Below are 22,059 nucleotides of genomic sequence, written 5' to 3'. Positions count from 1 at the left end.
CATTTGTGCAGTGTTTCCTTAGACGCGACTCAGAATAACCACCCTGGAGTCATGCCCGCCATGCAACGCCGTAAATTCCTGAAAACCGCCGGCCTCGGTGCTGCCGGCGTCGTCGCTGCCCCCTTCGTCTCCACTGCCAAGGCGCAGGAAACCATCACCTGGGACATGGTCACCTCCTGGCCGACCAACTTCCCGGCCCTGGGTACCGGTGCCAACGCATTCGCCCAGCGTATCGAACAGCTCTCCAACGGCCGCATGCGCGTTCGCGTGCACGGCGCCGGCGAGCTGGTACCCGCCATGGAGGTGTTCGATGCCGTGGCCGCCGGTACCGCCGAGATGGGACACTCCGCCGCCTACTACTGGCGCGGCAAGGTCGCCGCCTCGCAGTTCTTCACCGCCGTGCCCTTCGGCATGAACACCACCGAAATGAACGCCTGGCTCTACCACGGTGGCGGTCAGGAACTGTGGGACGAGATCTACGCCAAGCACAACCTGAAGCCGTTCGCGGTGGGTAACACCGGTGCCCAGATGGCCGGCTGGTTCAAGCGCGAGATCAACTCGCTGGCCGACATGCAGGGCATCCGCCTGCGTCTGCCGGGCCTGGCCGGCGAGGCCATGAACGGCATCGGCGTGACCACCGTCAACATGCCGGGCGGGGAGATCTTCACTTCCATGCAGACCGGCGTGCTCGACGCCGCCGACTGGGTCGGTCCTTACAACGACATGGCCTTCGGCCTGCATCAGGTGGCCGATTACTACTACACCTCGCCGTGGAACGAGCCGACTGCCGTGCTCGAGGGCACCGTCAACCTGGATGCCTGGAATGCCCTGCCCGACGACCTCAAGGCCGTGGTGCGCGAGGCCGCCAAGGCCTCCAACCTGGACATGATCAGCGAGTTTGCCTATCGCAACGCCCAGGCGCTGGCCACCCTGGTGGAGGAGCATGGCGTGCAGTTGCGCACCTTCCCCCAGGACGTCATCGAGGCGCTCTACGAGTCGTCGCAGCGGGTCATTCAGCAGCAGGTGGAGAACGACCCCGATTCGGCCAAGGTCTACGAGTCCTACAGCGCGTTCCAGGCGCTGGTTCGCCCGTTCAGCGACGTGGGCGAGTTCGAGTATCTCAAGACCCGCGACACCGTCGTCACCTGATCGACGACGTCGAACGCAGCGAGGGCGCCTATTGGCGCCCTCGTTGCGTTGGGGAGTTCAGCCGCCCTGGCGTACCGCGCGGATGCGCCCCTTGTCGTCCAGCGCCACCATCACGAAGCGGGCCTCGGTGACCTTGTGCAGCTCGCTGGTCTCGCGCTCGTGGGGGTGGCGGATCCACACTTCGACGTCGATCTTGATCGAGCTGTGGCCGATCTCGCGTACGGCGGTGAAGATGTTGACCATCGAGCCGACGCGTACCGGACACAGGAAATCCATGGTCTCGATGGCCACGGTGGCGGTGCGGCCACGCGCCTCGCGGCCCGCCGCCAGCTCGGCGGCCTGATCCATGTGGCGTACCAGCCAGCCGCCGGGGATGTCGCCGTAGAAGTTGGTATCCTGGCGATCGGCCAGCAGTTTGAGGGTCAATTGCCCTTGGGGTGCGGGAACGTCGTCGAGGTCGGTCATGGAATATCGTATGCTCGGCTTGTTGTTGTGGATGGCGATATTGCATTGCAGCGCCTGCTGGGGGCCATCTTATACGCCAAGCCCCGGCCTCACCAGCGCTGCGACAAGCCGTCACTCGTGAGCGATCGTCTCAGTCAGCGGCAAGGAGCCCCTCATGAACCCTTTCGGCAAGGCACTTGGTCGGCGCAGGCCATGGCAGTGCTGCCTGGCACTGCTATTGGTCTGTGCAATGTACCAGGCTCAGGCCGATGAGCCGGTCGGTACGCTCGGCGTGGTGGGCTCCGACACCATGGCCGGGCTGATGTTGCGCTGGGGCGAACAGCTCAGCGAGCGCCACCCGGGCATTCGCCTCCAGCTCCAGGCCAGCGGCTCGGCCAGCGCGCCCACGGCGCTGGCGGCCGGTACCACCCGGCTAGGACCGATGTCGCGGGCCATGAGCGAAAGCGAGCGTCACGCCTTCCAGGAACATCACGGTTACCCGGTGCAGGAGGTGGAGGTGGCACGGGACGCCCTGGCGGTGATCGTGCATCGTCACCATGCGCTGGAGTCGCTGCGCCTCGACGAGATCGATGCCATCTTCTCGACCACGCGCCGCTGCGGCGGCGGTGAGGCGATCCTGCGCTGGGAACAGCTCGGCGTTGCGGGGCGAGCGGGAAGGATCGAGCTCAACGGGCGTAATCCCGCCTCCGGCAGCTTTGGCCTGTTCCGCCAGCAGGCGCTGTGTGGCGGCAGCTACAGCCCACGGCTCAACGAGCACCCGGGCTCTGCCGCCGTGGTGGCGGCGGTCACCGAAAGCCGCGAGGCCATCGGCTATGTCGGCCTCAATCACCTGACCCCCGGGGTCAAGGCCCTCGCCATCGAGGATGGCGAGGGCCGCCGGCATGTTCCCGCTGCCGAACCGGTGCGTCAGGGCGAGTATCCGCTTGGCCGCGCGCTCTTCCTCTACGTCAACCTTCCCCCCGGAGAGGCGCTCTCCGGGCCGGAGCGGGCCCTGCTGGATCTCATCCTGTCGCCTCAGGGGCAGCGCACCGTTTCCGAGATGGGCTTCGTGGCGCTGTCGGAGGAGCACCTGGCGGCTCAGCGTGAGCTGCTGGGCCTCGACCCGACGTGGCCCTGAGCGCCTGTCACGAAACTGTCATCAAGCCGCTATAGGCTGCCGATCATGATAGAACCCCCAAATCTCGTTTCCGCCCCCCGCTCGCCCTGGCGCCGACGTCTCGATCGGCTGGCCACGGGGCTCATCGCGGCGGGCGGTATCGGCGTGATCGTGGCCGTCATGGCGATCGGTGCCTTCCTCGTCGTCGAGGTGCTGCCGGCCCTGTTCGATGGCAGGCTGGAGATGGAACGGGTGCGGCTCGCGCTGACGCCGATGGCCTGGGGGACGCTGAAGGCAGCCCTGTGGGCGATGCTCTTTGCCGTACCGCTGGCGCTGGGGGCCGCCATTCACTCGGCGCTGTTCATGACCCGGCGGTTGCGCAGCCGCATGAAGCCGACCCTGGAAATGATGGAGGCCATGCCAGGCGTAGTGGTCGGCTTCGTGGCCGGGCTGGTCATGGCCCCCTGGGTCGAGCGCCATCTGGCCGGCGTCCTGACGCTCATGCTGTTGCTACCCTTGGGGGTGCTGCTTGCCGCCGGCCTCTGGCGCCGCTTGCCGTCGGGTTGGCGGCGCCGGCTGTCGCTGGCGCGCGCCGGGCTGTGGCTCGTGCCCTGGCTGCTGCTGCTGGCGTTGGCGACCTTCTCGCTTGCACCCTGGCTCGAGGTGCTGCTGTTCGGCGGCGACCTGCGTGTGTGGCTGGACCGCGAGCTAGGGCTCGATTACGCCACGCGCAACGCCATGATCGTGGGCGTGGCCATGGGCTTTGCGGTCATGCCCAGTATCTATGCCCTGGCCGAGGATGCGCTCTCCGGCGTGCCCGGCCGGCTCGGTGAGGGCGCCCATGCGCTGGGCGCGACACGCTGGCAGACGCTGTGGCGGGTGGTGCTGCCGGCCGCCTCGCCGGGTATCTTCGCCGCGGTGATGATCGGTACCGGTCGCGCCGTGGGCGAGACCATGATCGTGCTGATGGCCAGTGGCAACGCCGCACTGATGAGTCTGAGTCCGTTCGAGGGCATGCGCAGCATGGCGGCGGGCATCGCCGTCGAACTGCCCGAGGCCGTACCGGGCAGCGAAGCCTATGTGCTGCTGATGCTGGCGGCGCTGCTGCTGTTTATCTTCACCTTTCTGGTCAATACCCTGGCCGAGGTGGTGAGAAGTCGCCTGAGGCGACGCTATCGCTGGCTGGGCGGTGCGGCATGAGCCGACGCCTGCCGCGCACGGAAGGCCCCTGGGCCTGGCTGGCTGCCGGCAGCGTGGCGCTGTCGCTGCTGCTGCTGGGCGGGTTGCTGCTGCTGCTGGCCGTGCGCGGCCTGGGGCACTTCTGGCCTGCCTCGGTAACGCTCGTCGAGCTGGAGGATGGCCGGCTGCTGGCGGGGCAGGCGGTGCGCGAGCTGCCGCTGGAGCGGCAGGCCGGGCGCGAGCGGCTCTACTTCACCGGCAACCGCGATCTGGACGGCCATGTCTGGCACTGGCTGCCGGTGGCTACCATCGTGGCCAGCGAGCGGCCAGCCGAGCTGGTGGTGCTGGAGCGCCGGCGGCACGGTGCCTTCATCGGTCGTCTGGTGGCGGTGGGCGAGGCCGATTCGCTGGCGTCGGCGCAGTCCCGGGAAGCGGCCTGGGCCAGGCTCGAGGCTCAACTGGCCGAACTCCAGGAGCTACGCGACGAGCGCGAGCGGCTGCGCCGCGACGTGTTGCGACCGCTGATACGACGCCTCGATGCCCGCCCGGACGACACGGCCGCCCGCCAGGCGCTGGCGGAGGCCAATGCGCGGGTGCGTGAGCTGCAGCAGGCCATGGGTGGCCAGGCGGCGCTGCTCGAAAGCGTCGATGGACGGCGTCTGGTCCAGCCTCTCGACGAGGTGCTGCGCGCCTGGCAGCCCAACGCCATGTCGCTCGGCGAGAAGGTTGGGGCCTGGTCGCAGGGAGTGTGGCGCTTTCTCTCCGAGGGCCCGCGGGATGGCAATACCGCGGGCGGGGTGTGGCCGGCGATCTTCGGCACCGTGATGATGGTGCTGCTGATGTCGCTGCTGGTCACGCCCTTCGGCGTGCTGGCTGCGGTCTACCTCAACGAGGTGGCCCACCAGGGGCGGCTGACGAATCTGGTACGCATCGCGGTGCGCAACCTGGCCGGGGTGCCCTCCATCGTCTATGGCGTGTTCGGGCTGGGCGTGTTCGTCTACGGCATCGGCGGCACGCTCGACGACTGGTTCTTCAGCGATGCTCTGCCGTCGCCCACCTTCGGCACCGGCGGGCTGCTGTGGGCCTCGCTGACCCTGGCGCTGCTGACCCTGCCGGTAGTGATCGTGGCCACCGAAGAGGGCTTGGCACGCATCCCGGTGCAGCAGCGCGAGGGTGCCCTGGCGCTGGGGGCCACGCGCCTGGAGACCCTGACCCGAGTGGTGCTGCCGATGGCGGTGCCGGCCATGCTCACCGGGGTGATCCTGGCCGTGGCCCGCGCCGCCGGCGAAGTGGCGCCGCTGATGCTGGTCGGGGTGGCCAAGCTGGCGCCGCAGATCCCGGTGGACGGCGAGTTTCCTTTCCTCCATCTTGATCGCAAGTTCATGCATCTCGGCTATCACATCTTCGATACGGCCTTTCACGGCAACGACGTCCAGGCGGCGCTGCCGCTGGTCTACGCCACGGCGCTGCTGCTGGTCCTGGTGATCCTGGTGCTTAACCTGACTGCCATATTTCTGCGGCATTATTTTCGTTCGCGCCACGGCGTGCAGCCGCGCCCATGAGGAGAAAACGCTCACCGATGACCCTACTGTCGCGATTTCAGCCGTCCGCCTCGGGTTCGATCATCGACTTCGATCCCACCGCCAGTTGCTTCGAGATCGAAGGGGTGAGTCTGGCCTATGGCGGCAAGCCGGCGCTGCGCGACATCTCCCTGCGCGTGCCGCGGCATCGGGTCACGGCGTTCATCGGGCCCTCCGGATGCGGAAAGTCGACGCTGCTGCGGCTGCTGAACCGGCTGCATGACCTCAACGAAGAGGTCAGTCACAGCGGCCGGATCCTGCTCGAGGGCGAGGACATCCACGCCCCCGAAGTGGCCGTGGACGAGTTGCGAAGGCGAGTCGGCATGGTGTTCCAGGTGCCCAACCCGTTCCCCATGTCGATCTACGAGAACGTGGCTTTCGGCCTGCGCCTGCAGGGCGGGCTGACGCGCCGGCGCATGGACGACATCGTCGAATGGGCGCTGCAGTCGGCAGCGCTGTGGGATGAAGTGAAGGATCGGCTGCGCGCGTCGGCCTGGTCGCTCTCCGGCGGTCAGCAGCAGCGTTTGGTGATCGCCCGCTCGCTGGCGGTGCGCCCCGAGGTACTGCTGCTCGACGAGCCGGCCTCGGCGCTGGATCCGATCTCCACGCTGAAGATCGAGGAGCTGATTCGCAGCCTGAAATCGCAGCTCACGCTGATTCTGGTCACCCATAACATGCAGCAGGCGGCGCGGGTCTCCGACTACACCGCCTTCCTGCAGGATGGCCAACTGGTGGAGTACGCTCCCACCGATACCCTGTTCACCAACCCCAGCCTGCGCAGTACCGAGAACTACATCACCGGCCGCATGGCCTGATCCAGGCCGCCCGAGGAGAGCACCATGGACATCACTAGCGAAACTCACAGTCAGCACATTTCCCGCCAGTTCAACCAGGAGCTGGAGGCCCTCAAGACCCAACTGATGACCATGGGCGGGTTGGTCGAGCAGCAGGTCCAGGAGGCGATCCGGGCGCTGCTCGACGGCGATAGTCGTCTGGCCGAGAAGGTGCGCGACCGCGACCGCGACGTCAACGCCATGCAGCTCAAGATCGATGACGAATGCACGCGGGTGCTGGCGCGGCGTCAACCGGCCGCCTCCGACCTGCGCCTGGTGCTGGCAGTGATCCGTGCCACCGCCGACCTCGAGCGCATCGGCGACGAGGCGAGCAAGATCGCGCGCAACGCCCTGACCCTGATCGACGGCGGCAACAACGTGCGTGGCCTGGTCGAGGTGCGCCACATCAGCGAGCACGTGCGGCGCATGCTGCGCGACGCCCTGACCGCCTTCGCCCGCTTCGACACCGAGCTGGCTCTGCAGGTGGTGCATGAGGACGACTCGGTGGACGATGAGTACGGCAGCGCCATGCGCTCGCTGATGACCTTCATGATGGAGGACAGCCGCGCCATCGGCCCGGTGCTCAACGTGATGTGGATTCTGCGTGCGCTGGAGCGGGTCGGCGACCACGCCGACAATCTCGCCGAGTACGTGATCTATCTGGTCAAGGGGCTCGATATCCGCCACATGGACCCGGACAAGATCGACGAGGATGCGCTGAAGCGCAAGGGCTGAGGGGCCATGCTGGATGCCTTCACGGCACTCAATCGCGGCACGCGGCTGGTCTATCGCCGCGGCCTGCGCCGCTACGTCTACGCGCCGATAGCCGTCAACCTGACGGTCTATACGGCCATGCTCTACTACGTGGTGACCCGCTTCGGCGGCTGGCTGGAGGCGTGGATGGCCATGGTGCCGGCCTGGCTCGGTTGGCTGGAGTGGCTGCTGTGGCCGCTGTTCGTGCTGAGCCTGGTGCTGATCGTGTTCTTCACCTTTACCTTGGTGACCCATCTGATCGCTGCACCCTTCTACGGCTTCCTGGCGGCCAAGGTCGAAACGCAGGTCACCGGCCGGCCGCCGCTGGACGACCGCGGCCTGGCGCGTACCGCGGTGGATGCGCTGGGTCGCGAGCTGGTCAAGCTCGGTTACATCCTGCCGCGGGCGCTGGCGCTGTTCGTGATCAGCTGGATACCCGCGCTGAACGTGTTCGCCCCCTTGCTCTGGGCCCTGTTCTCGGCCTGGATGATGGCGATCACCTACCTCGACTACCCCATGGACAACAACAAGGTGACCTTTGCCGACATGCGCCGCCGCCTCAGCGCGCACGCCTGGCAGACCCTCACCTTCGGCGGCTGGGTGACGCTGATCACCTGGATCCCGCTGGCCAACCTCTTCCTGCTGCCCGGCGCCGTGGCCGGCGCCGTGCTGATGTGGGACCGCCACTATCGCGGCGAGGGGGATGTCGCAGCCCCTTGAACCGCCATCGGGACGAAAAGGTTACCGGTTCGCAATGGGATCGGCGGTCGTCTCGGCCGCCACCAGCCGTTCGGCGGGGAAGACGCAGCGAAACAGCGCGCCCTGGCCGGGGCGGGATTCGATCTCCAGATAGGCGTCGTGGCGCAGCAGCACGTGCTTGACGATGGCCAGCCCCAGGCCGGTGCCGCCGGTTTCGCTGCTGCGGCCCTTGTCGACCCGGTAGAAGCGCTCGGTCAGGCGCGGGATATGGACCGGGTCGATGCCTTCGCCGTCGTCCTGCACCTCGAGGCACGCCCCCTTGGGATGTGCCTTCCAGCGCAGCACGACCTGGCTGCCCTCGGGGGTGTAGCGCACCGCATTGAAGGCCAGATTGGACAGCGCGCTGTGGATCTCGGCATCGCTGCCCATCAGGCGGCGGGTTTCCTCGAGCTCGATGTGCACCTGCTGGCGGCCCGCCGCTAGCGCCTGGGCGTCGCGGCGTACCTCCTCGAGCAGGGCGTCCATGGCCAGCGGCAGGTGGTCCTCGCCGCCGCGATCGATCTCCAGGCGCGACAGCAGCAGCAGGTCGTTGACCAGGTTCTGCATACGGCTGGTCTGCTCCTGCATGCGGGTCAGCCCCTGCGCCAGCCGCGGCGGCAGCTGCTCGGCATAGGTGGCATAGGTCTCGAGGTAGCCTGCCAGCACCGTCAGTGGGGTTCTCAGCTCGTGGGAGACGTTGGCGACGAAGTCGCGGCGCATCTCCTCCAGCCGGTGCAGGCGGGTGATGTCCCGCGCCATCACTAGGCGCTCGTCGTCGCCGTAGAGAGTGATCTGGAACTGCAGCACCATGCGTTCGTTGACCGGCGAGCTCAGCGTCAGCGGCTCGCGGTAGTCGCGGGCATTGAAATAGGTGACGAAGCGCGGGTCGCGGATCAGGTTGGTGATGTGCTGGCCGCGGTCGTGGGCGGCCTCGAGCCCCAGCATGCGCTCGGCGGCGCTGTTCCACCATTCGAGGTCGCCGTGCTGGTCGAGCATCACCACGCTGTCGCGCATCGCTTCCGAGGATTCCTGGATGCGCTTGAGGGTGGTCTGCAGGCGCTGCTGGGTCTGTCGCTGACCTTTCTGGTAGCGGTACAGACGATCGAACAGCTCGCCCCACAGGCCGGTGGCGGCGGGCGGTTCGCTGTGCGGGTTACGCGTGAGCCAGCGACGCAGGGCGTGCAGCTGCTTGAGATGATAGGCCAGACGCAAGGCGAGCCCGAGGGCCAGCCCGAGTCCGGGGGCGGAAAACAGCCAGCCGACGAGGGAGCCGGCGACAGCGAGCAGGCCAAGGCGCCAGAGTTCATGGCTCCAGAGGCGCACGTCAGCCCTTGCTGGAGAAGCGGTAGCCGGTGCCGCGCACGGTCTGGACCAGATGCTGGTGAGCATCGCCCAGCGCCTTGCGCAGGCGGCGAATGTGTACGTCCACGGTGCGCTCCTCCACATAGACGTTGCCGCCCCACACCTGGTCGAGCAGCTGGCTGCGGGTATAGGCACGCTCCTGGTGGGTCATGAAGAACTGCAGCAGGCGGTACTCGGTGGGGCCCATCTCCAGCGGCTTGCCATCGGAGCTGACCCGGTGGCTGACGGGGTCGAGCACCAGGCCGTCCACTTCCACCGGCTCCTCGACGCCCTTGGGCGTGGTCCGGCGCAGCACCGCCTTGAGCCGGGCCACCAACTCCCGCGGCGAGAAGGGCTTGGTGATGTAGTCATCGGCACCGGCTTCGAGGCCGAGGATCTTGTTGTCCTCTTCGCTCTTGGCGGTGAGCATGATGATGGGCAGCTCGCGGGTGGCTTCCTCGCGCTTGAGCCGGCGCGCCAGCTCGATGCCGCTGGTGCCGGGCATCATCCAGTCGAGCAGCAGCAGGTCGGGCTGGTTGTCGACGATCATGCTGTGGGCGCTCTGGGCATTGGCGGCTTCCAGCACGCGATAGTCGGCCATCTCCAGCGCCACCGCGATCATTTCACGGATCGGCGCTTCGTCATCGACGATCAAAACGGTCTTGGCGGTCATCCCGAGGCCTCGCGGTCAGTGACGGGTCGGTGACGATCTCACCACGTGATCATGACATTTGCATGACACCGCCGCCAGCGGCTTTAGACGCCGGTAACCGGCCACAGGCTCAGCGCGATGCCGGCGAATACCAGCAGTCCCGACCAGTGGTTGTTGAGAAAGGCCTGGAAGCAGCGCTCGCGCTCGCGACCGCGGATCAGGAACTGCTGGTGCAGGAAGGTGGCGGCCATGCCCGCCAGGCCCAGCCAGAAGAACACGCCCAGGCCCAGACGCAGCCCGGCCCAGCCCAGCAGGGCCAGGGTTATCAGCTGCAGCAGGCCGATCATGACGCGATCGGCGCGGCCGAACAGCACCGCGGTGGACTTGATGCCGATCCTCAGGTCGTCGTCGCGGTCGACCATGGCGTATTCGGTGTCATAGGCCACCGTCCAGGCCACGTTGGCGGCGAACAGCAGCCAGGCTTCCAACGGCACGTGGCCCAGCACCGCGCCGAAGGCCATGGGAATGGCCCAGGAGAATGCCGCGCCGAGGAACAGCTGGGGCAGGTGGGTATAGCGCTTCATGAACGGATAGATGAAGGCCAGCGCCACGCCCACCAGCGACAGCATCACGGTAAACAGGTTGGTGAACAGCACCAGCACGAAGGCCGAGGCGACCAGGCCGGCGAACAGGCCCTTGGCCTCGCGTTCGCTGATGCGGCCGGTGGCCAGGGGGCGGTCCTTGGTGCGCTTGACGTGGCCGTCGAAGTGGCGGTCGGCGTAGTCGTTTATCACGCAGCCGGCGGCACGCATGAAGTAGACCCCGGCCACGAAGATCAGCAGCAGGTGCCGTTCGGGCAGCCCTTGTGCGGCCACCCACAGCGCCCACAGCGTGGGCCACATCAGCAGCCAGGTGCCGATGGGCCGGTCCAGCCGCATCAGGTGCAGGAAGTCGGGCAGGCGGGCCAGCCCCTTGGGGCGCATCAGGGAGCGATCCATCGGTACCTCCTCATTCGATGCCGATCATCCTAGCGTGTCGGCAGCTGCAGTTCATCCGCCATGGCGTCGAGAAAGAACTCCTGCACCAGCACCGCGAAACGGCGGTGGCGAAACACCGAGCGCCGTCCCCAGGGGCCGGGCAGCGGGTGAAAGGGGGCCGGCGTGGCAGTGATCTCGATGGGGCCGCGCTCGAGGTCGGGTTGACGGAACAGCCAACTGCCCAGCGAGCGCTCGCCGAGCCGCTCGAGGCGCTGCCCGCGCAGCTGCGCCAGCGGGGCTACCGAGCGAGCCACCACCCAGGGACGCCCATCGAGACACAGGGCCACTTCCCGCAGCCAGGCCATGCGGTCGAGCGGCAAGCCCATGGCACGAGCCTCGTCGGGCCGCGGCCGCCCCAGACGCTGTTCGAGCAGGCGCACGCGGAAGGTTCGACCGTGGCCGGCCTCCATCAGGCGTGCAGTGAGCGAATCGCGGGTCGCCACCCAGGCCCACCAGGCCGGGCTCATGGCCGGCCGGCCCGCGGCCAGAGGGCGCCAGGCCAGGGTCAGGGGGGGCTTGCCGTGGTGCGCCGTGGGGTTGCGGTTCACCTGCACTCTCCGGTCGAACTAGGGGCGCATAGTGTACCATGCGACCTGAACGAATCTGACCGAGCCGTGGCGCGAGCCGGCGGCCCCGTGCGAGACAAGGACCCCATGACCGCTCCTCTGACCATCATCGGATCCGGCATGGCAGGCATCGGCCTGCTCAAGCAGCTGCGCACCCTGGATACCGAACGTCCCGTGACGCTGATCACCGCCGACAGCGGCGACGACTATTCCAAGCCGCTGCTCTCCACCGGCTTCGCCAAGCGCCTGCCTCCCGAGCGGCTGGCCGCGCGCTCCGCGCTGGAGGTGGCCGATCAACTGGGCGCGGTGGTGCGTACGCACACCCGAGTCGATGCCATCGATCTCGACGCGCGCAGTCTGCGCATCGGTGAGGAGCGGCTGGCCTGGAGCGAGCTGGTGCTGGCCACCGGCGCGGCCCCCGGTACGCCTTTCGCCATCCCCGAGGCGATCGCGGAGCGTGTGTTCAGCATCAACGACCTGGACGACTATCGGAGTTTTCATGCCGCCCTCGAGGCGCTGGGGCGGCCGGCCAGAGTGGCCATCGTGGGTGCCGGCCTGGTGGGCTGCGAGTTCGCCAACGACCTGATCGCTGGCGGTCATGCAGTGTCCCTGGTCGCCCCCGAGCGAGCGCCGCTGCCGCGCCTGCTGCCGGAGCCTCTGGGCAAGGCGCTTGGCGAGGCCTTTGCCGAGGCCGGCATGGGGCTCTATCTGGGGCACGGCCTGCAGCGGCTGGCAGAGAGCGGCAGCGACGTGGGGCTCGAGCTCGACGACGGCAGCGTACTGGAGGCCGATCTGGTGCTGCTGGCCACCGGCCTGCGGCCGCGCATCGAACTGGCCCAGGCGGCCGGTCTGCAGGCCGGGCCCGCGGGTATCCAGGTCGACCGCTACTTGCAGACCTCGGCCGCCGGTGTCTTCGCCCTCGGCGACGTGGCCTGCGTGGACGGGGTCAATGCCATGTACGTGCAGCCGCTGCAGGCCAGCGCCAAGGTGCTGGCGCGTACGCTTGCCGGTACGCCCACCCCGGTGAGCTATGGCGCCTGGCCGGTACTGGTGAAGACCCCCCTGCTGCCGGTGGTGGCCCTGCCGCCGCTGCAGACACCGGTACGCTGGCGGGTGGAAGGCGAAGGACGCGATCTGGTCGCTCTTGCCGAAGATCAAGACGAACGTTTGATCGGCTTTGCGTTGACAGGAGGCTGCGTGAAGCGGAAAGTTGAGCTGGCGCGGGCAACGCCGCCGTTGCTAGGCTAGTGTCGTCATCGCTCCGGCCGGCTTCACTGCTCGGTGCGTCGATGATCGCCGCGCTTGATACTTCATGAGCAGGGGAAGAACCCCAACCAAGGGGGCGGGCTCTCCCAAGGGAAGTGGCAGGCGTCATCAACTTGATCGTGAATAACAACATACCGGCATATTGCCGGGATATAGCCATATCAGGAGGGCTGTATGCGTAAACCAGAACTTGCCGCGGCAATCGCCGAGCGTGCGGAACTATCCAAGGACAAGGCCAGCCAGGTGCTCAACGTCATTCTCGACGAGATCACCGGCAGCGTGGCCCAGGGGCAGGATGTCTCCCTGATCGGTTTCGGTACCTTTACCGTGCGTGAGCGCGCCGCTCGCACCGGCAAGAACCCGCAGACCGGCCAGCCGTTGGCCATCCCGGCCAGCAAGACCGTTGCCTTCAAGCCGGGCAAGGGGCTCAAGGACGCCGTCGGCAAGGGTTGATCCGAATACGGATCGCACCCGGCGCGGCCTGCCTCGTCAGGCCGCGGTACCCCCACCACCTGCTCGAAACGGATTCGACATGAAGCTGCGTCTGATGTTGTGGCTGCTTGGATGGATGCTGAAACACGCGCTGCGTCGCAAGCCGCGCTTTCGCGAGCAGCTCGCCGAGATGCGCAGTCTCGACTGGGGCATCGCCACCGAAGACCTCTCCATAGCCCGTCATTACCGCATGACCCCCCAGGGCATCCAGGTAGGCGCCGGGCTGCCGGTAGACCTCGACCTGGAGCTGCGCTTCGACGATGAAGCCACCGCCATTCGCGTGCTGCGCAAGCCGACCCAGCAGGCCTTTCTCGACGGCATGATGGCCGGCAAGGTACGTCTGGTGGGCGATTCGGGCGACCTCAAGAAGCTGCAGAAACTGCTCAAGCACCTCTGAACTCTCACCATTTCACGTATCATCGAGCCTTCAATCGGCGGAACATGACGTGGACATACCCCACCAGCGTCTGGTCTATTTCAGAGTCACCCTGGAGTCGGGCTCGGTGCGCCAGGCTGCCGCTCGTCTGGATATCGCACCCTCGGCGGTGAGCCGACAGATCAGCCTGCTGGAAGATGCGCTGGGCGCCACGCTGATCGAGCGCAAGCGCACGGGGATTCGGCCCACCCCGGTGGGCGAGATGCTGCTCGAATACTGCGAGCGCCGCGGTGCCCTGGACGAGAGCTTCATCGCCTCGCTGGAAGCCTATCAGCGGCTGGAGACCGGCACCGTATCGCTGGTGGTGGGAGAAGGCTTCGTCGGCGACCTGGTGGCCAAGCCGCTGCGCGAATTCACCGAGCGTTATACCGGCATTCAGATCGACATCCACCTGGCTGGTACCTCGGGCATCATCGAGGCGGTGATCAACGAGCAGGCGCATATCGGCCTGATGTTTCACGAGCGCACCCATCACCAGCTGCGTTTCTGGGTCTCGAGCCCGCAGCCGCTGATGGCCATTCTGCCGCCCGAGCACCCGTTGGCCGAAGAGACCAAGCCCTTGACCCTGGCGCAGCTGAGCGAGGCACCCATGGCGATGTGGGACCCCAGCCACCAGGTGCGCCACATGGTGGACGAGGCGTTCCATCAGGCGCGGCTGCGGCCGCGCATGGCCATGAACACCAACTCCATGGCCATTCTCGCCCAGTACGTGCGCAGCGGCATGGGCATCACCCTGCTGCCGGCCTTTGCCGTGGCCGCCGATCTGGCCGAAGGGCGTCTGGTGGCACGCCCTGTCGACGACCCCTTGTTCCAGCGCTCCCAGGCCCACATGGTGACCCGCATCGGGCGCCAGCAGCCCAAGGCCAGCATCCTGCTGCTGCGTCATCTGCAGCGCTGGATGCAGGCCTTCCAGAACGTCGATTCGACCTCTACCCGTTAACCCACGCCGCTGCCGTAGCCCATGGCCACGCTGGCTTCGCTGGCGGTCTCCACCCATACGCTCTGCGGCAGGGTGTACTCGCGCAGGCCGTCGAGGCCGCTGGAACGGCCGAAGCCGCTGTCGCCGAAGCCGCCGAAGGGCGACATCACGCTGATCGCCTTGTAGCCGTTGATCCACACCGTGCCGGCGCGCAGCTGAGCGGCGACGCGGTGGGCGCGGGCCGGGTCCTGGGTCCACACCGCGCCGGCGAGGCCGAAACGGGTGGCGTTGGCCAGGCGCACGGCGTCCGCCTCGTCGTCGAAGGGCATCGCCACCAGCACCGGGCCGAACACCTCCTCGCGGGCGATCTCCATCTCCGGGGTGACGTCGACCAGCACCGTCGGCGCCAGGAAGTAGCCCCGTGCCTCCTCGGGCAATCCTGCCGGGCGGCTGCCGCCGACGATCACCCGCGCCCCGGCGGCCACGGCGTCCTCGATCATGCGCGTCACGTGAGCGTACTGGCGGGCGTTCTGCAGCGGCCCCATGCGGGTCGCCTCGTCGCCGGGCAGGCCGACTTCGATCCCGGCCGCGGCGCGCGCCAGCCGCTCGGTCACTTCCTCGAACGCTTCGCGCTGGACCAGCAGTCGCGAGCCGGCCACGCAGCTCTGTCCCGCCGCGGCGAAGATCGCCGCCTGGGCGCCGGCCACGGCGGCATCGAGGCTGGCGTCGGCGAAGACGATGTTGGCCGACTTGCCGCCCAGCTCCAGTACGCTCGGCACCAGCCGCCGGGCACCGGCCTCGGCGATCAGCCGACCGCTCTGGGGCGAGCCGACGAACACCAACTTGCCGATGCCTTCGCTGCCGGTGAGCGCCGCGCCGGTGCTCGGCCCCAGGCCGTTGACGATGTTGACCAGCCCCTTGGGCAGGCCGCCGCGCTCGAGCAGCCGGGCGATCACCACCGAGGTGAAGGGGGTGAGCTCCGAGGGCTTGAGCACCACGCCATTGCCGGCGGCGATGGCCGGGGCGAGCTGCCAGGCGCAGGTGAACATCGGCGCGTTCCAGGGCGTGATCTGGCCCACCACCCCATAGGGCACGTGGCGCACGTAGTTGAGGTGGCTGGTGGGTACCGGGATCACCTCGCCGTGCTGCTTGTCGCACCAGCCGGCGTAGTACTCGAACATCTCGCGCACCTTGCCGACCTCGCCCCGGCAGTCGCGGATCGGCTTGCCGGCCACCACGCTCTCGAGCTGGGCCAGCGCCTCCTCGTGGCCTTCGAGGCCGCGCACGGCGGCGTTCATGCGCCGGCCGCGCTCGCTGGCGGTGAGCGCCATCCACGCCTGCTGCGCCCGGCTGGCGCTGGAAACGGCGCGCTCGACCAGGGCCGGGCCGGCATCGCGGTAGTCGAGCAGCGCCTCGCCGGTGGCGGGATCGATCAGCGTGATCGTCTCGCCTTCGCCCGGGCAGGCGGTACCGTCGATCCAGTTGGAGAGCGGCGTTGCGCCCTGCAGCTCGAAGCCATCGAGCAGCGCTGAGAGACGCTCCCGGGCCTGTCGATTGAGACGGTTCATGAAGCGCTCTCCTCGGCGGGGGTGGCGGCAGCCAGCAGCGCGCCGGCGATACGGTTGAAGTCGTCGCCGTCGGCGGGGTGCTCGGGGTCGGCGTGCCACGCCTCGACCACGGTTTGGAGCAGGCCCGGCGGCATGTCGAGGCGCTCGGCGGCGTTACGGGCCAGGCGCAGGTCCTTGCGCATCAGGCCGGTGGTGAAGCCGGAGTCGAAGCGCCCGGAGAGGATCCACTCGGGGAAGTTGACCTCGCTGACCGCGCTGCGCCCCGAGCCGCTGTTGAGCCCGGCCAGGCAGGCGGCGGGGTCGACCCCGGCGCGGGCGGCCATGGCCACCGCCTCGGCGGTGGTCAGCAGGTGGGCGGCGCACAGGTAGTTGTTGGCCAGCTTGACTACATGACCGCTGCCCGGCCCGCCGACGTGGGTGTAGCGGGCCGACATCGCCTCGAGCATCGGCGCCAGCCGCTCGATGGTGGCCGTCTCGCCGCCGAGCAGCATGCCGAGCCTGCCCGTCGCCGCCCCCTTGGGACCGCCGCTGACCGGGGCGTCGAGCCACGCCAGCCCGGCGGCCCCGACCTTGGCGGCCAGCTCACGGCTGACCACCGGATCCGAGGTCGAGGTATCGACGATGACGCTGCCCTTCGGCGCCAGGCCGAGCAGGCCGGGGGCGGTCTCGATCACCTCCCGCACCTGGGCCGAGGTGGGCAGCGATAGCAGGTAGACGTCGCTCGGTGGCAGCTCGTCGGGGGCAACCACCGACAGCCCCTTGTCGGCCAGGCGCTGGCGGGCGCTGTCGAACAGGTCACTGCCGGTGACGTCGAAGCCGGCGGCTTGCAGGGTCAGGGCCATGTTGCCGCCCATCTGGCCGAGGCCGATAACGCAGATTCTCATGCTCGTTCCTCAAGAAGATGCAGGATGTCGTGCCTGGCAGGCGCGTCGATCCGGGCCGCAGCGACGCTGCGGCCATGGAAGCAGTGGCGAAAGGCGCCGTCAGTCGTCGAGCAGGGTCGTGACCAGCGCCTGCCAGTACGCCACGCCGAGCGGGGCGATGGCGTCGTTGAAGTCGTAGTGCGGATTGTGCAGGGCGGCGCTCTCCACGCCGTTGCCGAGCCAGATGTAGGCGCCGGGGCAGGCCTCGAGCATGAAGGCGAAATCTTCAGAGGCCATGCTCGGCGGCAGGTCGCGATGCACGCGGGTGATGCCCGGCAGCGCTTCGAGCACCCCGGCGCAGCGTGCCGCATGCTCGGGTGCGTTGATCGTGGCGGGGTAGCGCGACTGATAGTCGAGCTCGACCCTGAGGTCGTGAAAGCCGGCCAGCGCATCGACGGCCTGACGAAAGCGGCGCTCGAGATAGGCGCGCAGCTCGCCGTCGAAGCAGCGCAGGGTGCCGCGCAGCTCCACCGTCTCCGGAATCACGTTGAAGGCGTCGCCGGCGTGGAACTGGGTGATGCTGAGCACCGCGCTCTGGTGGGGCGGCGTCTCGCGGCTGATCAACCCCTGCAGCTGGCTGGCCAGCTGACAGGCGGCCAGGATGGTGTCGCTGCCCAGGTGGGGCATGGCGGCATGGCAGCCGCGCCCGCTGAGCCTCAGGGTGAAGACGTCGAAGGCGGCCATCACCGCGCCGTCGTGTACCGCCGCCTCGCCCACGGCGAGCCCCGGCCAATTGTGCAGGCCGTAGACGGCCTCCATGGGGAAGCGCTCGAAGAGCCCCTCCTCCACCATCACGCGGCCGCCGCCTTCGCTCTCTTCCGCCGGCTGGAAGATGAAATATACCCTTCCGGCGAAGTCGGGATCGGCGGCCAGCGCAAAGGCTGCCCCCAGCAGCATGGTGGTGTGGCCGTCGTGGCCGCAGGCGTGCATCTTGCCCGGCACCTGGGAGGCGTGGGCGAAGCGGTTGGCCTCCTCGACGTCGAGCGCATCGATGTCGGCGCGCAGCCCGATGGCCCGCCCGGGACCGCGCCTGCCGTCGAGTATCGCCACCACCCCGGTGCCGCCGCCCAGTCCGGTGACGACCTCGAGGTCGGCCTGGCGCAGCAGCTCGGCAATGCGGGCGCCGGTGCGATGCTCCTCGAAGGCGGTCTCCGGGTGGCGGTGGAAGTCGTGGCGCCAGGCCGCGAGGCGTTCCGGTGTCGGCAGCAGGCTTTCATCCATGAGCGGCTCCTCAGATAACCAAATGGGCAATGAACGCCGAAGCGACGAAGGTCCCGGTGAAAACCAGCAGCGAGACGATCACCAGCTTCCAGCCGGTCTGGCGGAACATGGCGAACTCGCGCCCGGTCAGCGCCAGGCCGGCATAGGCCAGCACCGGGGTCACCACGGCGAGGAAGTTCACGTGGCTGAGCTGGCCGACGATCCAGCCGCTGCCGGGGAAGAAGGGCAGCGTCATGGCAATGCTGACCAGCGAGACCCAGGCCACGCTGGGCAGGTAGAACGGCGCGAAGCGGCCGATGAGCAGGCCGATCATCACCATGCCGTAGAGGATGACCATGCCGGGCAGCGCCTGGTGCAGCGGGGCGCCGTTGACGATGTTGGCAATCCAGGCGGCGACGCACACCACGGCCAGCAGCAGCGCGGTCTTGGCGAGCTGCTGCTCGGGGCGCAGCTCCTGCAGGGCGGAAGCGTCGAAACCGGTGTCGGATGCAGTGGTATCAGAGGGTTTCATTGCGAGCCTCCTTGAGCGTGGCGCCGCCGAGGCGCTTGTAGAGCCATTCGGACGTGGGCAGGGCGATGAACAGGGAAACGTAGAGACCGGTGGCGTAGGTCAGCAGGTTGCTGGCGCCGGAGAAGGCCAGCAGGTCGTCGCGCAGATGGGGAGCGGCTTCGGCCAGGGCGCCCGAGCAGGCCGCCACCATGCTGCCGCTGCCCACGCCGCAGGCCATCGCCAGGGCACGGATGTCGAAGATGTCCAGCGAGGCGAGATAGCCGGCCATCAGCGCGAAGTAGAGGGTGCCGAACATGGTGCCCACCACATAGACGCCCATGATGCCGATGCCCTCCGGGCTTCTCAGGCCGTACTTGTCCGAGATGATGGCAATGTTGGGCTCGCGAGCGATGGAGTAGGTGGCGCCGATGGCCTCGCGCCCCATGCGCAGCACCAGCACGGCGAAGGGCAGCGCCAGCAGCATGGTGCCGAGATTGCCCAGCTCCTGCAGGATCAGGGCCGGCCCGGCGGCGATGATCTGCTCGATGGCCGGCCCGATGGTGGAGCCGAACTTGGCGATGAAGGGCAGGATCGAGATCATGATCAGCGGCCCGGCAGCGTTGCTGACCGGTTTGGGAATGACCCGCTGCATGCTTGAGAACAGGTGAGGATTGAACAGCACGCCGATGATGAAGGCGTAGAACAGCGGCAGCAGCAGCAGGGTACCGGGGCCGAGGGGAATGCGCAGAATGCCGATCCACTCGGCGAGCAGGGACGCCAGTATCACCGTCAGGTGCAGGCGCCAGTTGAGCAGCAGCTTCATGTCCATTGGGTTGTCCTTGTCGTGTTAGGGGACGTCTTCGAGTATCGAAAGGAGGGTGTTCCAATGATAGGTGGCCGGTGTTCTGCTTTTTGATACGCTTGGCCCAGTGCCCATGGGAACGGGCGGCTCGGCGCCGAAGAAAGGTTTGGCTTTATACGAAAGTCTAGCGTCGAGTAACATGACGATGGTCATTCCACCATAAGCCGAACACATGCCGACCACCCTCTCCCTGTCGCTGCGGCGTCTGTGGACGCTGGACAAGTTCGCCTACAGCCTGCGGGTCTTTCTCGCCTTCAGCGGGGCGCTGTTGCTCAGCTGGGCCTTGGCCGACATCGGGCTGGTGATCCCGCTGTTCCTCGGCATCATCGCCAGCGCCCTCTCCGAGACCGACGACAGCTGGCAGGGCCGTCTGCAGGCGCTGGTGGTCACGCTGATCTGCTTTGCCGCCGCCTCGCTCATCGTGCGCTGGCTGTTTCCCTGGCCGTGGCTGTTCGCGCTGGGGCTGGGGCTCGCGACCTTCGTGCTGGTGATGCTGGGCGCCGTGGGGCAGCGCTACGCCACCATCGCCTCCGGCACGCTGATCCTGTCGATCTACACCATGATCAACATCGAGCACCACGGCGGCGTGCCTCAGGCGGGCGACTGGAGTCAGATGCTGCTGATCCTCTCCGGAGCGGCCTGGTACGGTGCGATCTCGGTGGTGTGGTGCGCGCTGTTCTCGCGTCAGCCGGTCAAGCAGAGCATGGCCCGGCTCTACCGTGAGCTGGCCCGTTACCTGATGCTCAAGGCCAAGCTGTTCGAGCCGCTGCGCGGTGTCGACGTCGAGGCGCGACGTCTGGCCCTGGCGCGACAGAACGGCCGGGTGGTGGAGGCGCTGAACCTGGCCAAGGAAACGATCTTCCGTCGCCTCGAGGGGCAGCGCGGCGAGGGCAAGCTCAACCGCTACCTGCGCATCTACTTCATCGCCCAGGACATCCACGAGCGGGCCAGTTCCTCGCACTACCCCTACGCGCGGCTGACCGAGGCCTTCTTCCATTACGACGTGCTGTTCCGCTGCCAGCGCCTGCTCGACCAGCAGGGCCAGGCGTGCCGGCGGCTGGCCAAGGCGCTGCTGCTCAATCAGCCCTTCGAGCACGATCAGAGCGAGCAGGCGCTGGCCGATCTGCGCGCTTCCATCGATCATCTCAAAGGCATGCGCAACCCCGCGTGGCGCGAGCTGATGCCGCCGCTCAACGCCCTGGCCGACAACCTGGCCAGTCTCGAGAGCCAACTGGTCCTGGCGCACAATCCCGACAGCGACTCGAGCCCCGGTGACACCAGCCTGTTCGACCGTTCGCCCGGCAGCGTGAAGGATGCCTGGGAGCGTATCCGTCTCAATCTGACGGTGGCCTCACCCACCTTCCGCCATGGGCTGCGGTTGGCCGTGGCGCTGCTGGCCGGCTACGGGGTACTGCACCTGATCCATCCGACGCAGGGCTTCTGGATCCTGCTCACCACGCTGTTCGTGTGCCGCCCCAATTTTGCCGCCACCCGGCGTTTCCTGTCCCAGCGTATCGTCGGCACCGTGCTGGGCCTGGTGGCGGGTTGGGTCTCGATCACGCTGTTCCCGAGCCCCCTGCTGCAGACCTTGATCGCGGTAGCCGCGGGGGTGACCTTCTTCGCCACGCGGGAGAGGCACTACGTGATCGCCACCGCGGCGATCACGCTGCTGGTGCTGTGCAGCTTCAATCAGGTGGGGGACGGCTTCGATCTGATCTGGCCGCGGCTCTTCGATACGCTGATCGGCGCCACGATCGCCGGGGCCGCGGTGTTCCTGATCCTGCCCGACTGGCAGGGCCGGCGCCTGCATCGCCAGGCTGCCGCGGCGCTGCAGGCGAGCCGGCGCTACCTGGAGGAGATCCTGCATCAGTACGCCAGCGGCAAGCAGGACGACCTGGCCTACCGCCTGGCGCGGCGCAACGCCCACAATGCCGATGCGGCACTGTCGACGATGCTGGCCAACATGCTGCAGGAGCCGGAGCACTACCGGCGGCGCGACGCCGACGACGGCTTCCGCTTCCTGGTGCACTCGCATACGCTGCTGGGCTACCTCTCGGCGCTGGGCGCCCATCGCCATCGGCTCGATGCCGAAGAGGCCGACGCGCAGCTGCTGCCGAACGGCGAACGGATTGCCGGGTACCTCGCCGCGCTGGCCGAACGGCTCGAGCGGCGCCAGCCGGTGGCGGAGCTGGAGGCAGAGCGCGAAGCCCTGCTGACGAGCCTGGAGCAGGAGGTGCGGCCGTCGCCGGAAGAGGAGGAGCAGGAGTACCGGCCCATGCATGGTCAGCTATTGCTGGTCGCACGTCAGCTGACGCCCCTGAGCGAGGCCGCCGAGCGGCTGGTGGCGATGCGCGACCGCCCTGAGCGTGAGGCCCTGAACGCCGCCGGTTAGGGAAATGCTGAACAAATTGGCGAGCGGAGTGAAGCGCAAGGCGCACGGAGCAGAGGAACCGGAGCATATGGGGTATATGTGAGGATTCCGAGCACCGCGCA

Annotated in this window: 22 protein-coding genes; 12 read left to right on the top strand and 10 right to left on the bottom strand. The window is 67.8% G+C overall.

The features are described from left to right. The first annotated feature begins 60 nt into the window (after nt 1-60). Complete coding sequence (locus C4S71_RS07880) at nt 61-1,149, top strand: TRAP transporter substrate-binding protein (protein WP_103968778.1); 1,089 nt, start codon at nt 61-63, stop codon at nt 1,147-1,149. Between the two features lie 57 nt (nt 1,150-1,206). Here the strand turns inward: C4S71_RS07880 and C4S71_RS07875 are convergent, their stop codons facing one another. Continuing rightward, complete coding sequence (locus C4S71_RS07875; protein ID WP_103968777.1) at nt 1,207-1,614, bottom strand: acyl-CoA thioesterase; 408 nt, start codon at nt 1,612-1,614, stop codon at nt 1,207-1,209. Between the two features lie 154 nt (nt 1,615-1,768). Between C4S71_RS07875 and C4S71_RS07870 the strand changes: the two genes are divergently transcribed. From C4S71_RS07870 to cysZ, 6 genes are read left to right on the top strand one after another with little or no spacing between them, the layout of a single operon-like run. Next, nucleotides 1,769-2,731 (top strand): PstS family phosphate ABC transporter substrate-binding protein, encoded by a 963-nt coding sequence (locus tag C4S71_RS07870; protein ID WP_103968776.1) that lies wholly within the window; start codon nt 1,769-1,771, stop codon nt 2,729-2,731. A 45-nt stretch (nt 2,732-2,776) separates the two neighbouring features. Next, nucleotides 2,777-3,910: an ABC transporter permease subunit gene (locus C4S71_RS07865; protein WP_103968775.1), complete on the top strand. Its 1,134-nt coding sequence runs from the start codon at nt 2,777-2,779 to the stop codon at nt 3,908-3,910. Then, nucleotides 3,907-5,451, top strand: a complete 1,545-nt coding sequence (pstA, locus tag C4S71_RS07860) for a phosphate ABC transporter permease PstA (protein ID WP_086509041.1) — start codon at nt 3,907-3,909, stop codon at nt 5,449-5,451. The genes C4S71_RS07865 and pstA overlap by 4 nt, the downstream gene beginning before the upstream one ends. A gap of 17 nt (nt 5,452-5,468) precedes the next feature. Then, nucleotides 5,469-6,284, top strand: coding sequence for a phosphate ABC transporter ATP-binding protein PstB (gene pstB, locus C4S71_RS07855; protein ID WP_103968774.1), 816 nt, complete (start codon nt 5,469-5,471; stop codon nt 6,282-6,284). 24 nt (nt 6,285-6,308) lie between these two features. Next, a complete protein-coding gene (gene phoU, locus C4S71_RS07850) occupies nt 6,309-7,037 on the top strand; it encodes a phosphate signaling complex protein PhoU (protein ID WP_103968773.1) in 729 nt (242 codons plus the stop codon). Nucleotides 7,038-7,043: 6 nt separating this feature from the next. Continuing rightward, nucleotides 7,044-7,775: a sulfate transporter CysZ gene (gene cysZ, locus C4S71_RS07845; protein ID WP_103968772.1), complete on the top strand. Its 732-nt coding sequence runs from the start codon at nt 7,044-7,046 to the stop codon at nt 7,773-7,775. Nucleotides 7,776-7,796: 21 nt separating this feature from the next. On the opposite strand, the gene phoR is transcribed toward cysZ, so the two are convergent. The 4 genes from phoR to C4S71_RS07825 all read right to left on the bottom strand — a co-directional run bounded on the left by phoR (nt 7,797) and on the right by C4S71_RS07825 (nt 11,371). After that, nucleotides 7,797-9,116 carry a phosphate regulon sensor histidine kinase PhoR gene (gene phoR / locus C4S71_RS07840; protein WP_103968771.1) on the bottom strand — a complete coding sequence of 440 codons (1,320 nt, stop codon included), beginning with the start codon at nt 9,114-9,116 and terminating at the stop codon, nt 7,797-7,799. Between the two features lies 1 nt (nt 9,117). Next, nucleotides 9,118-9,807, bottom strand: a complete 690-nt coding sequence (phoB, locus tag C4S71_RS07835; RefSeq protein ID WP_086509050.1) for a phosphate regulon transcriptional regulator PhoB — start codon at nt 9,805-9,807, stop codon at nt 9,118-9,120. A gap of 83 nt (nt 9,808-9,890) precedes the next feature. Continuing rightward, entirely contained in the window at nt 9,891-10,784 is an 894-nt protein-coding gene (ubiA, locus tag C4S71_RS07830) for a 4-hydroxybenzoate octaprenyltransferase (RefSeq protein ID WP_103968770.1), read from the bottom strand. Between the two features lie 29 nt (nt 10,785-10,813). Further along, nucleotides 10,814-11,371: a chorismate--pyruvate lyase family protein gene (locus C4S71_RS07825; RefSeq protein ID WP_234277982.1), complete on the bottom strand. Its 558-nt coding sequence runs from the start codon at nt 11,369-11,371 to the stop codon at nt 10,814-10,816. A 105-nt stretch (nt 11,372-11,476) separates the two neighbouring features. Here C4S71_RS07825 and C4S71_RS07820 point away from each other — a divergent pair, with 105 nt between their 5' ends. The 4 genes from C4S71_RS07820 to C4S71_RS07805 all read left to right on the top strand — a co-directional run bounded on the left by C4S71_RS07820 (nt 11,477) and on the right by C4S71_RS07805 (nt 14,523). After that, the gene (locus C4S71_RS07820) at nt 11,477-12,637 is read left to right on the top strand and encodes an FAD-dependent oxidoreductase (protein WP_103968769.1); all 1,161 of its coding nucleotides are present in this window, start codon (nt 11,477-11,479) and stop codon (nt 12,635-12,637) included. 192 nt (nt 12,638-12,829) lie between these two features. Next, a complete protein-coding gene (locus tag C4S71_RS07815) occupies nt 12,830-13,108 on the top strand; it encodes an HU family DNA-binding protein (RefSeq protein ID WP_010625919.1) in 279 nt (92 codons plus the stop codon). Between the two features lie 79 nt (nt 13,109-13,187). Continuing rightward, entirely contained in the window at nt 13,188-13,544 is a 357-nt protein-coding gene (locus C4S71_RS07810) for a hypothetical protein (protein WP_103968768.1), read from the top strand. Between the two features lie 49 nt (nt 13,545-13,593). Next, nucleotides 13,594-14,523, top strand: a complete 930-nt coding sequence (locus C4S71_RS07805; protein ID WP_086509054.1) for a LysR family transcriptional regulator — start codon at nt 13,594-13,596, stop codon at nt 14,521-14,523. Here C4S71_RS07805 and C4S71_RS07800 read toward each other — a convergent pair. The 5 genes from C4S71_RS07800 to C4S71_RS07780 all read right to left on the bottom strand — a co-directional run bounded on the left by C4S71_RS07800 (nt 14,520) and on the right by C4S71_RS07780 (nt 19,533). Beyond that, nucleotides 14,520-16,070, bottom strand: coding sequence for an aldehyde dehydrogenase family protein (locus C4S71_RS07800; RefSeq protein ID WP_103968767.1), 1,551 nt, complete (start codon nt 16,068-16,070; stop codon nt 14,520-14,522). The genes C4S71_RS07805 and C4S71_RS07800 overlap by 4 nt on opposite strands. Then, entirely contained in the window at nt 16,067-16,954 is an 888-nt protein-coding gene (locus C4S71_RS07795; RefSeq protein ID WP_103968766.1) for an NAD(P)-dependent oxidoreductase, read from the bottom strand. Before C4S71_RS07795 ends, C4S71_RS07800 begins: the two co-directional genes overlap by 4 nt. Nucleotides 16,955-17,053: 99 nt before the next feature. Beyond that, on the bottom strand, nt 17,054-18,214 hold the full coding sequence (locus C4S71_RS07790; RefSeq protein WP_103968765.1) for an amidohydrolase: 1,161 nt from the start codon (nt 18,212-18,214) through the stop codon (nt 17,054-17,056). 10 nt (nt 18,215-18,224) lie between these two features. Continuing rightward, a complete protein-coding gene (locus C4S71_RS07785; RefSeq protein WP_103968764.1) occupies nt 18,225-18,725 on the bottom strand; it encodes a hypothetical protein in 501 nt (166 codons plus the stop codon). Then, nucleotides 18,712-19,533 carry a DUF3100 domain-containing protein gene (locus C4S71_RS07780; protein ID WP_103968763.1) on the bottom strand — a complete coding sequence of 274 codons (822 nt, stop codon included), beginning with the start codon at nt 19,531-19,533 and terminating at the stop codon, nt 18,712-18,714. Before C4S71_RS07780 ends, C4S71_RS07785 begins: the two co-directional genes overlap by 14 nt. 205 nt (nt 19,534-19,738) lie before the next feature. Here C4S71_RS07780 and yccS point away from each other — a divergent pair, with 205 nt between their 5' ends. Then, a complete protein-coding gene (yccS, locus tag C4S71_RS07775) occupies nt 19,739-21,958 on the top strand; it encodes a YccS family putative transporter (protein WP_103968762.1) in 2,220 nt (739 codons plus the stop codon). The last annotated feature ends 101 nt before the right edge of the window (nt 21,959-22,059 follow it).

The organism is Billgrantia desiderata (genome assembly GCF_900108215.1).
Taxonomy (GTDB): Bacteria; Pseudomonadota; Gammaproteobacteria; order Pseudomonadales; family Halomonadaceae; genus Halomonas; species Halomonas desiderata.
The sequence above is the reverse complement of the archived record's forward strand: the minus strand, read 5'-3'. Positions and strand labels throughout refer to the sequence as shown.

Coding starts and splice junctions, on each gene's coding strand:
- C4S71_RS07880 (WP_103968778.1), top strand. CDS start 61: ATGCAACGCCGTAAATTCCTGAAAACCGCCGGCCTCGGTGCTGCCGGC.
- C4S71_RS07865 (WP_103968775.1), top strand. CDS start 2,777: ATGATAGAACCCCCAAATCTCGTTTCCGCCCCCCGCTCGCCCTGGCGC.
- C4S71_RS07875 (WP_103968777.1), bottom strand. CDS start 1,614: ATGACCGACCTCGACGACGTTCCCGCACCCCAAGGGCAATTGACCCTC.
- C4S71_RS07785 (WP_103968764.1), bottom strand. CDS start 18,725: ATGAAACCCTCTGATACCACTGCATCCGACACCGGTTTCGACGCTTCC.
- yccS (WP_103968762.1), top strand. CDS start 19,739: ATGCCGACCACCCTCTCCCTGTCGCTGCGGCGTCTGTGGACGCTGGAC.
- ubiA (WP_103968770.1), bottom strand. CDS start 10,784: ATGGATCGCTCCCTGATGCGCCCCAAGGGGCTGGCCCGCCTGCCCGAC.
- phoU (WP_103968773.1), top strand. CDS start 6,309: ATGGACATCACTAGCGAAACTCACAGTCAGCACATTTCCCGCCAGTTC.
- pstA (WP_086509041.1), top strand. CDS start 3,907: ATGAGCCGACGCCTGCCGCGCACGGAAGGCCCCTGGGCCTGGCTGGCT.
- C4S71_RS07795 (WP_103968766.1), bottom strand. CDS start 16,954: ATGAGAATCTGCGTTATCGGCCTCGGCCAGATGGGCGGCAACATGGCC.
- pstB (WP_103968774.1), top strand. CDS start 5,469: ATGACCCTACTGTCGCGATTTCAGCCGTCCGCCTCGGGTTCGATCATC.
- C4S71_RS07790 (WP_103968765.1), bottom strand. CDS start 18,214: ATGGATGAAAGCCTGCTGCCGACACCGGAACGCCTCGCGGCCTGGCGC.
- C4S71_RS07820 (WP_103968769.1), top strand. CDS start 11,477: ATGACCGCTCCTCTGACCATCATCGGATCCGGCATGGCAGGCATCGGC.
- C4S71_RS07800 (WP_103968767.1), bottom strand. CDS start 16,070: ATGAACCGTCTCAATCGACAGGCCCGGGAGCGTCTCTCAGCGCTGCTC.
- C4S71_RS07815 (WP_010625919.1), top strand. CDS start 12,830: ATGCGTAAACCAGAACTTGCCGCGGCAATCGCCGAGCGTGCGGAACTA.
- C4S71_RS07870 (WP_103968776.1), top strand. CDS start 1,769: ATGAACCCTTTCGGCAAGGCACTTGGTCGGCGCAGGCCATGGCAGTGC.
- cysZ (WP_103968772.1), top strand. CDS start 7,044: ATGCTGGATGCCTTCACGGCACTCAATCGCGGCACGCGGCTGGTCTAT.
- phoB (WP_086509050.1), bottom strand. CDS start 9,807: ATGACCGCCAAGACCGTTTTGATCGTCGATGACGAAGCGCCGATCCGT.
- C4S71_RS07810 (WP_103968768.1), top strand. CDS start 13,188: ATGAAGCTGCGTCTGATGTTGTGGCTGCTTGGATGGATGCTGAAACAC.
- C4S71_RS07780 (WP_103968763.1), bottom strand. CDS start 19,533: ATGGACATGAAGCTGCTGCTCAACTGGCGCCTGCACCTGACGGTGATA.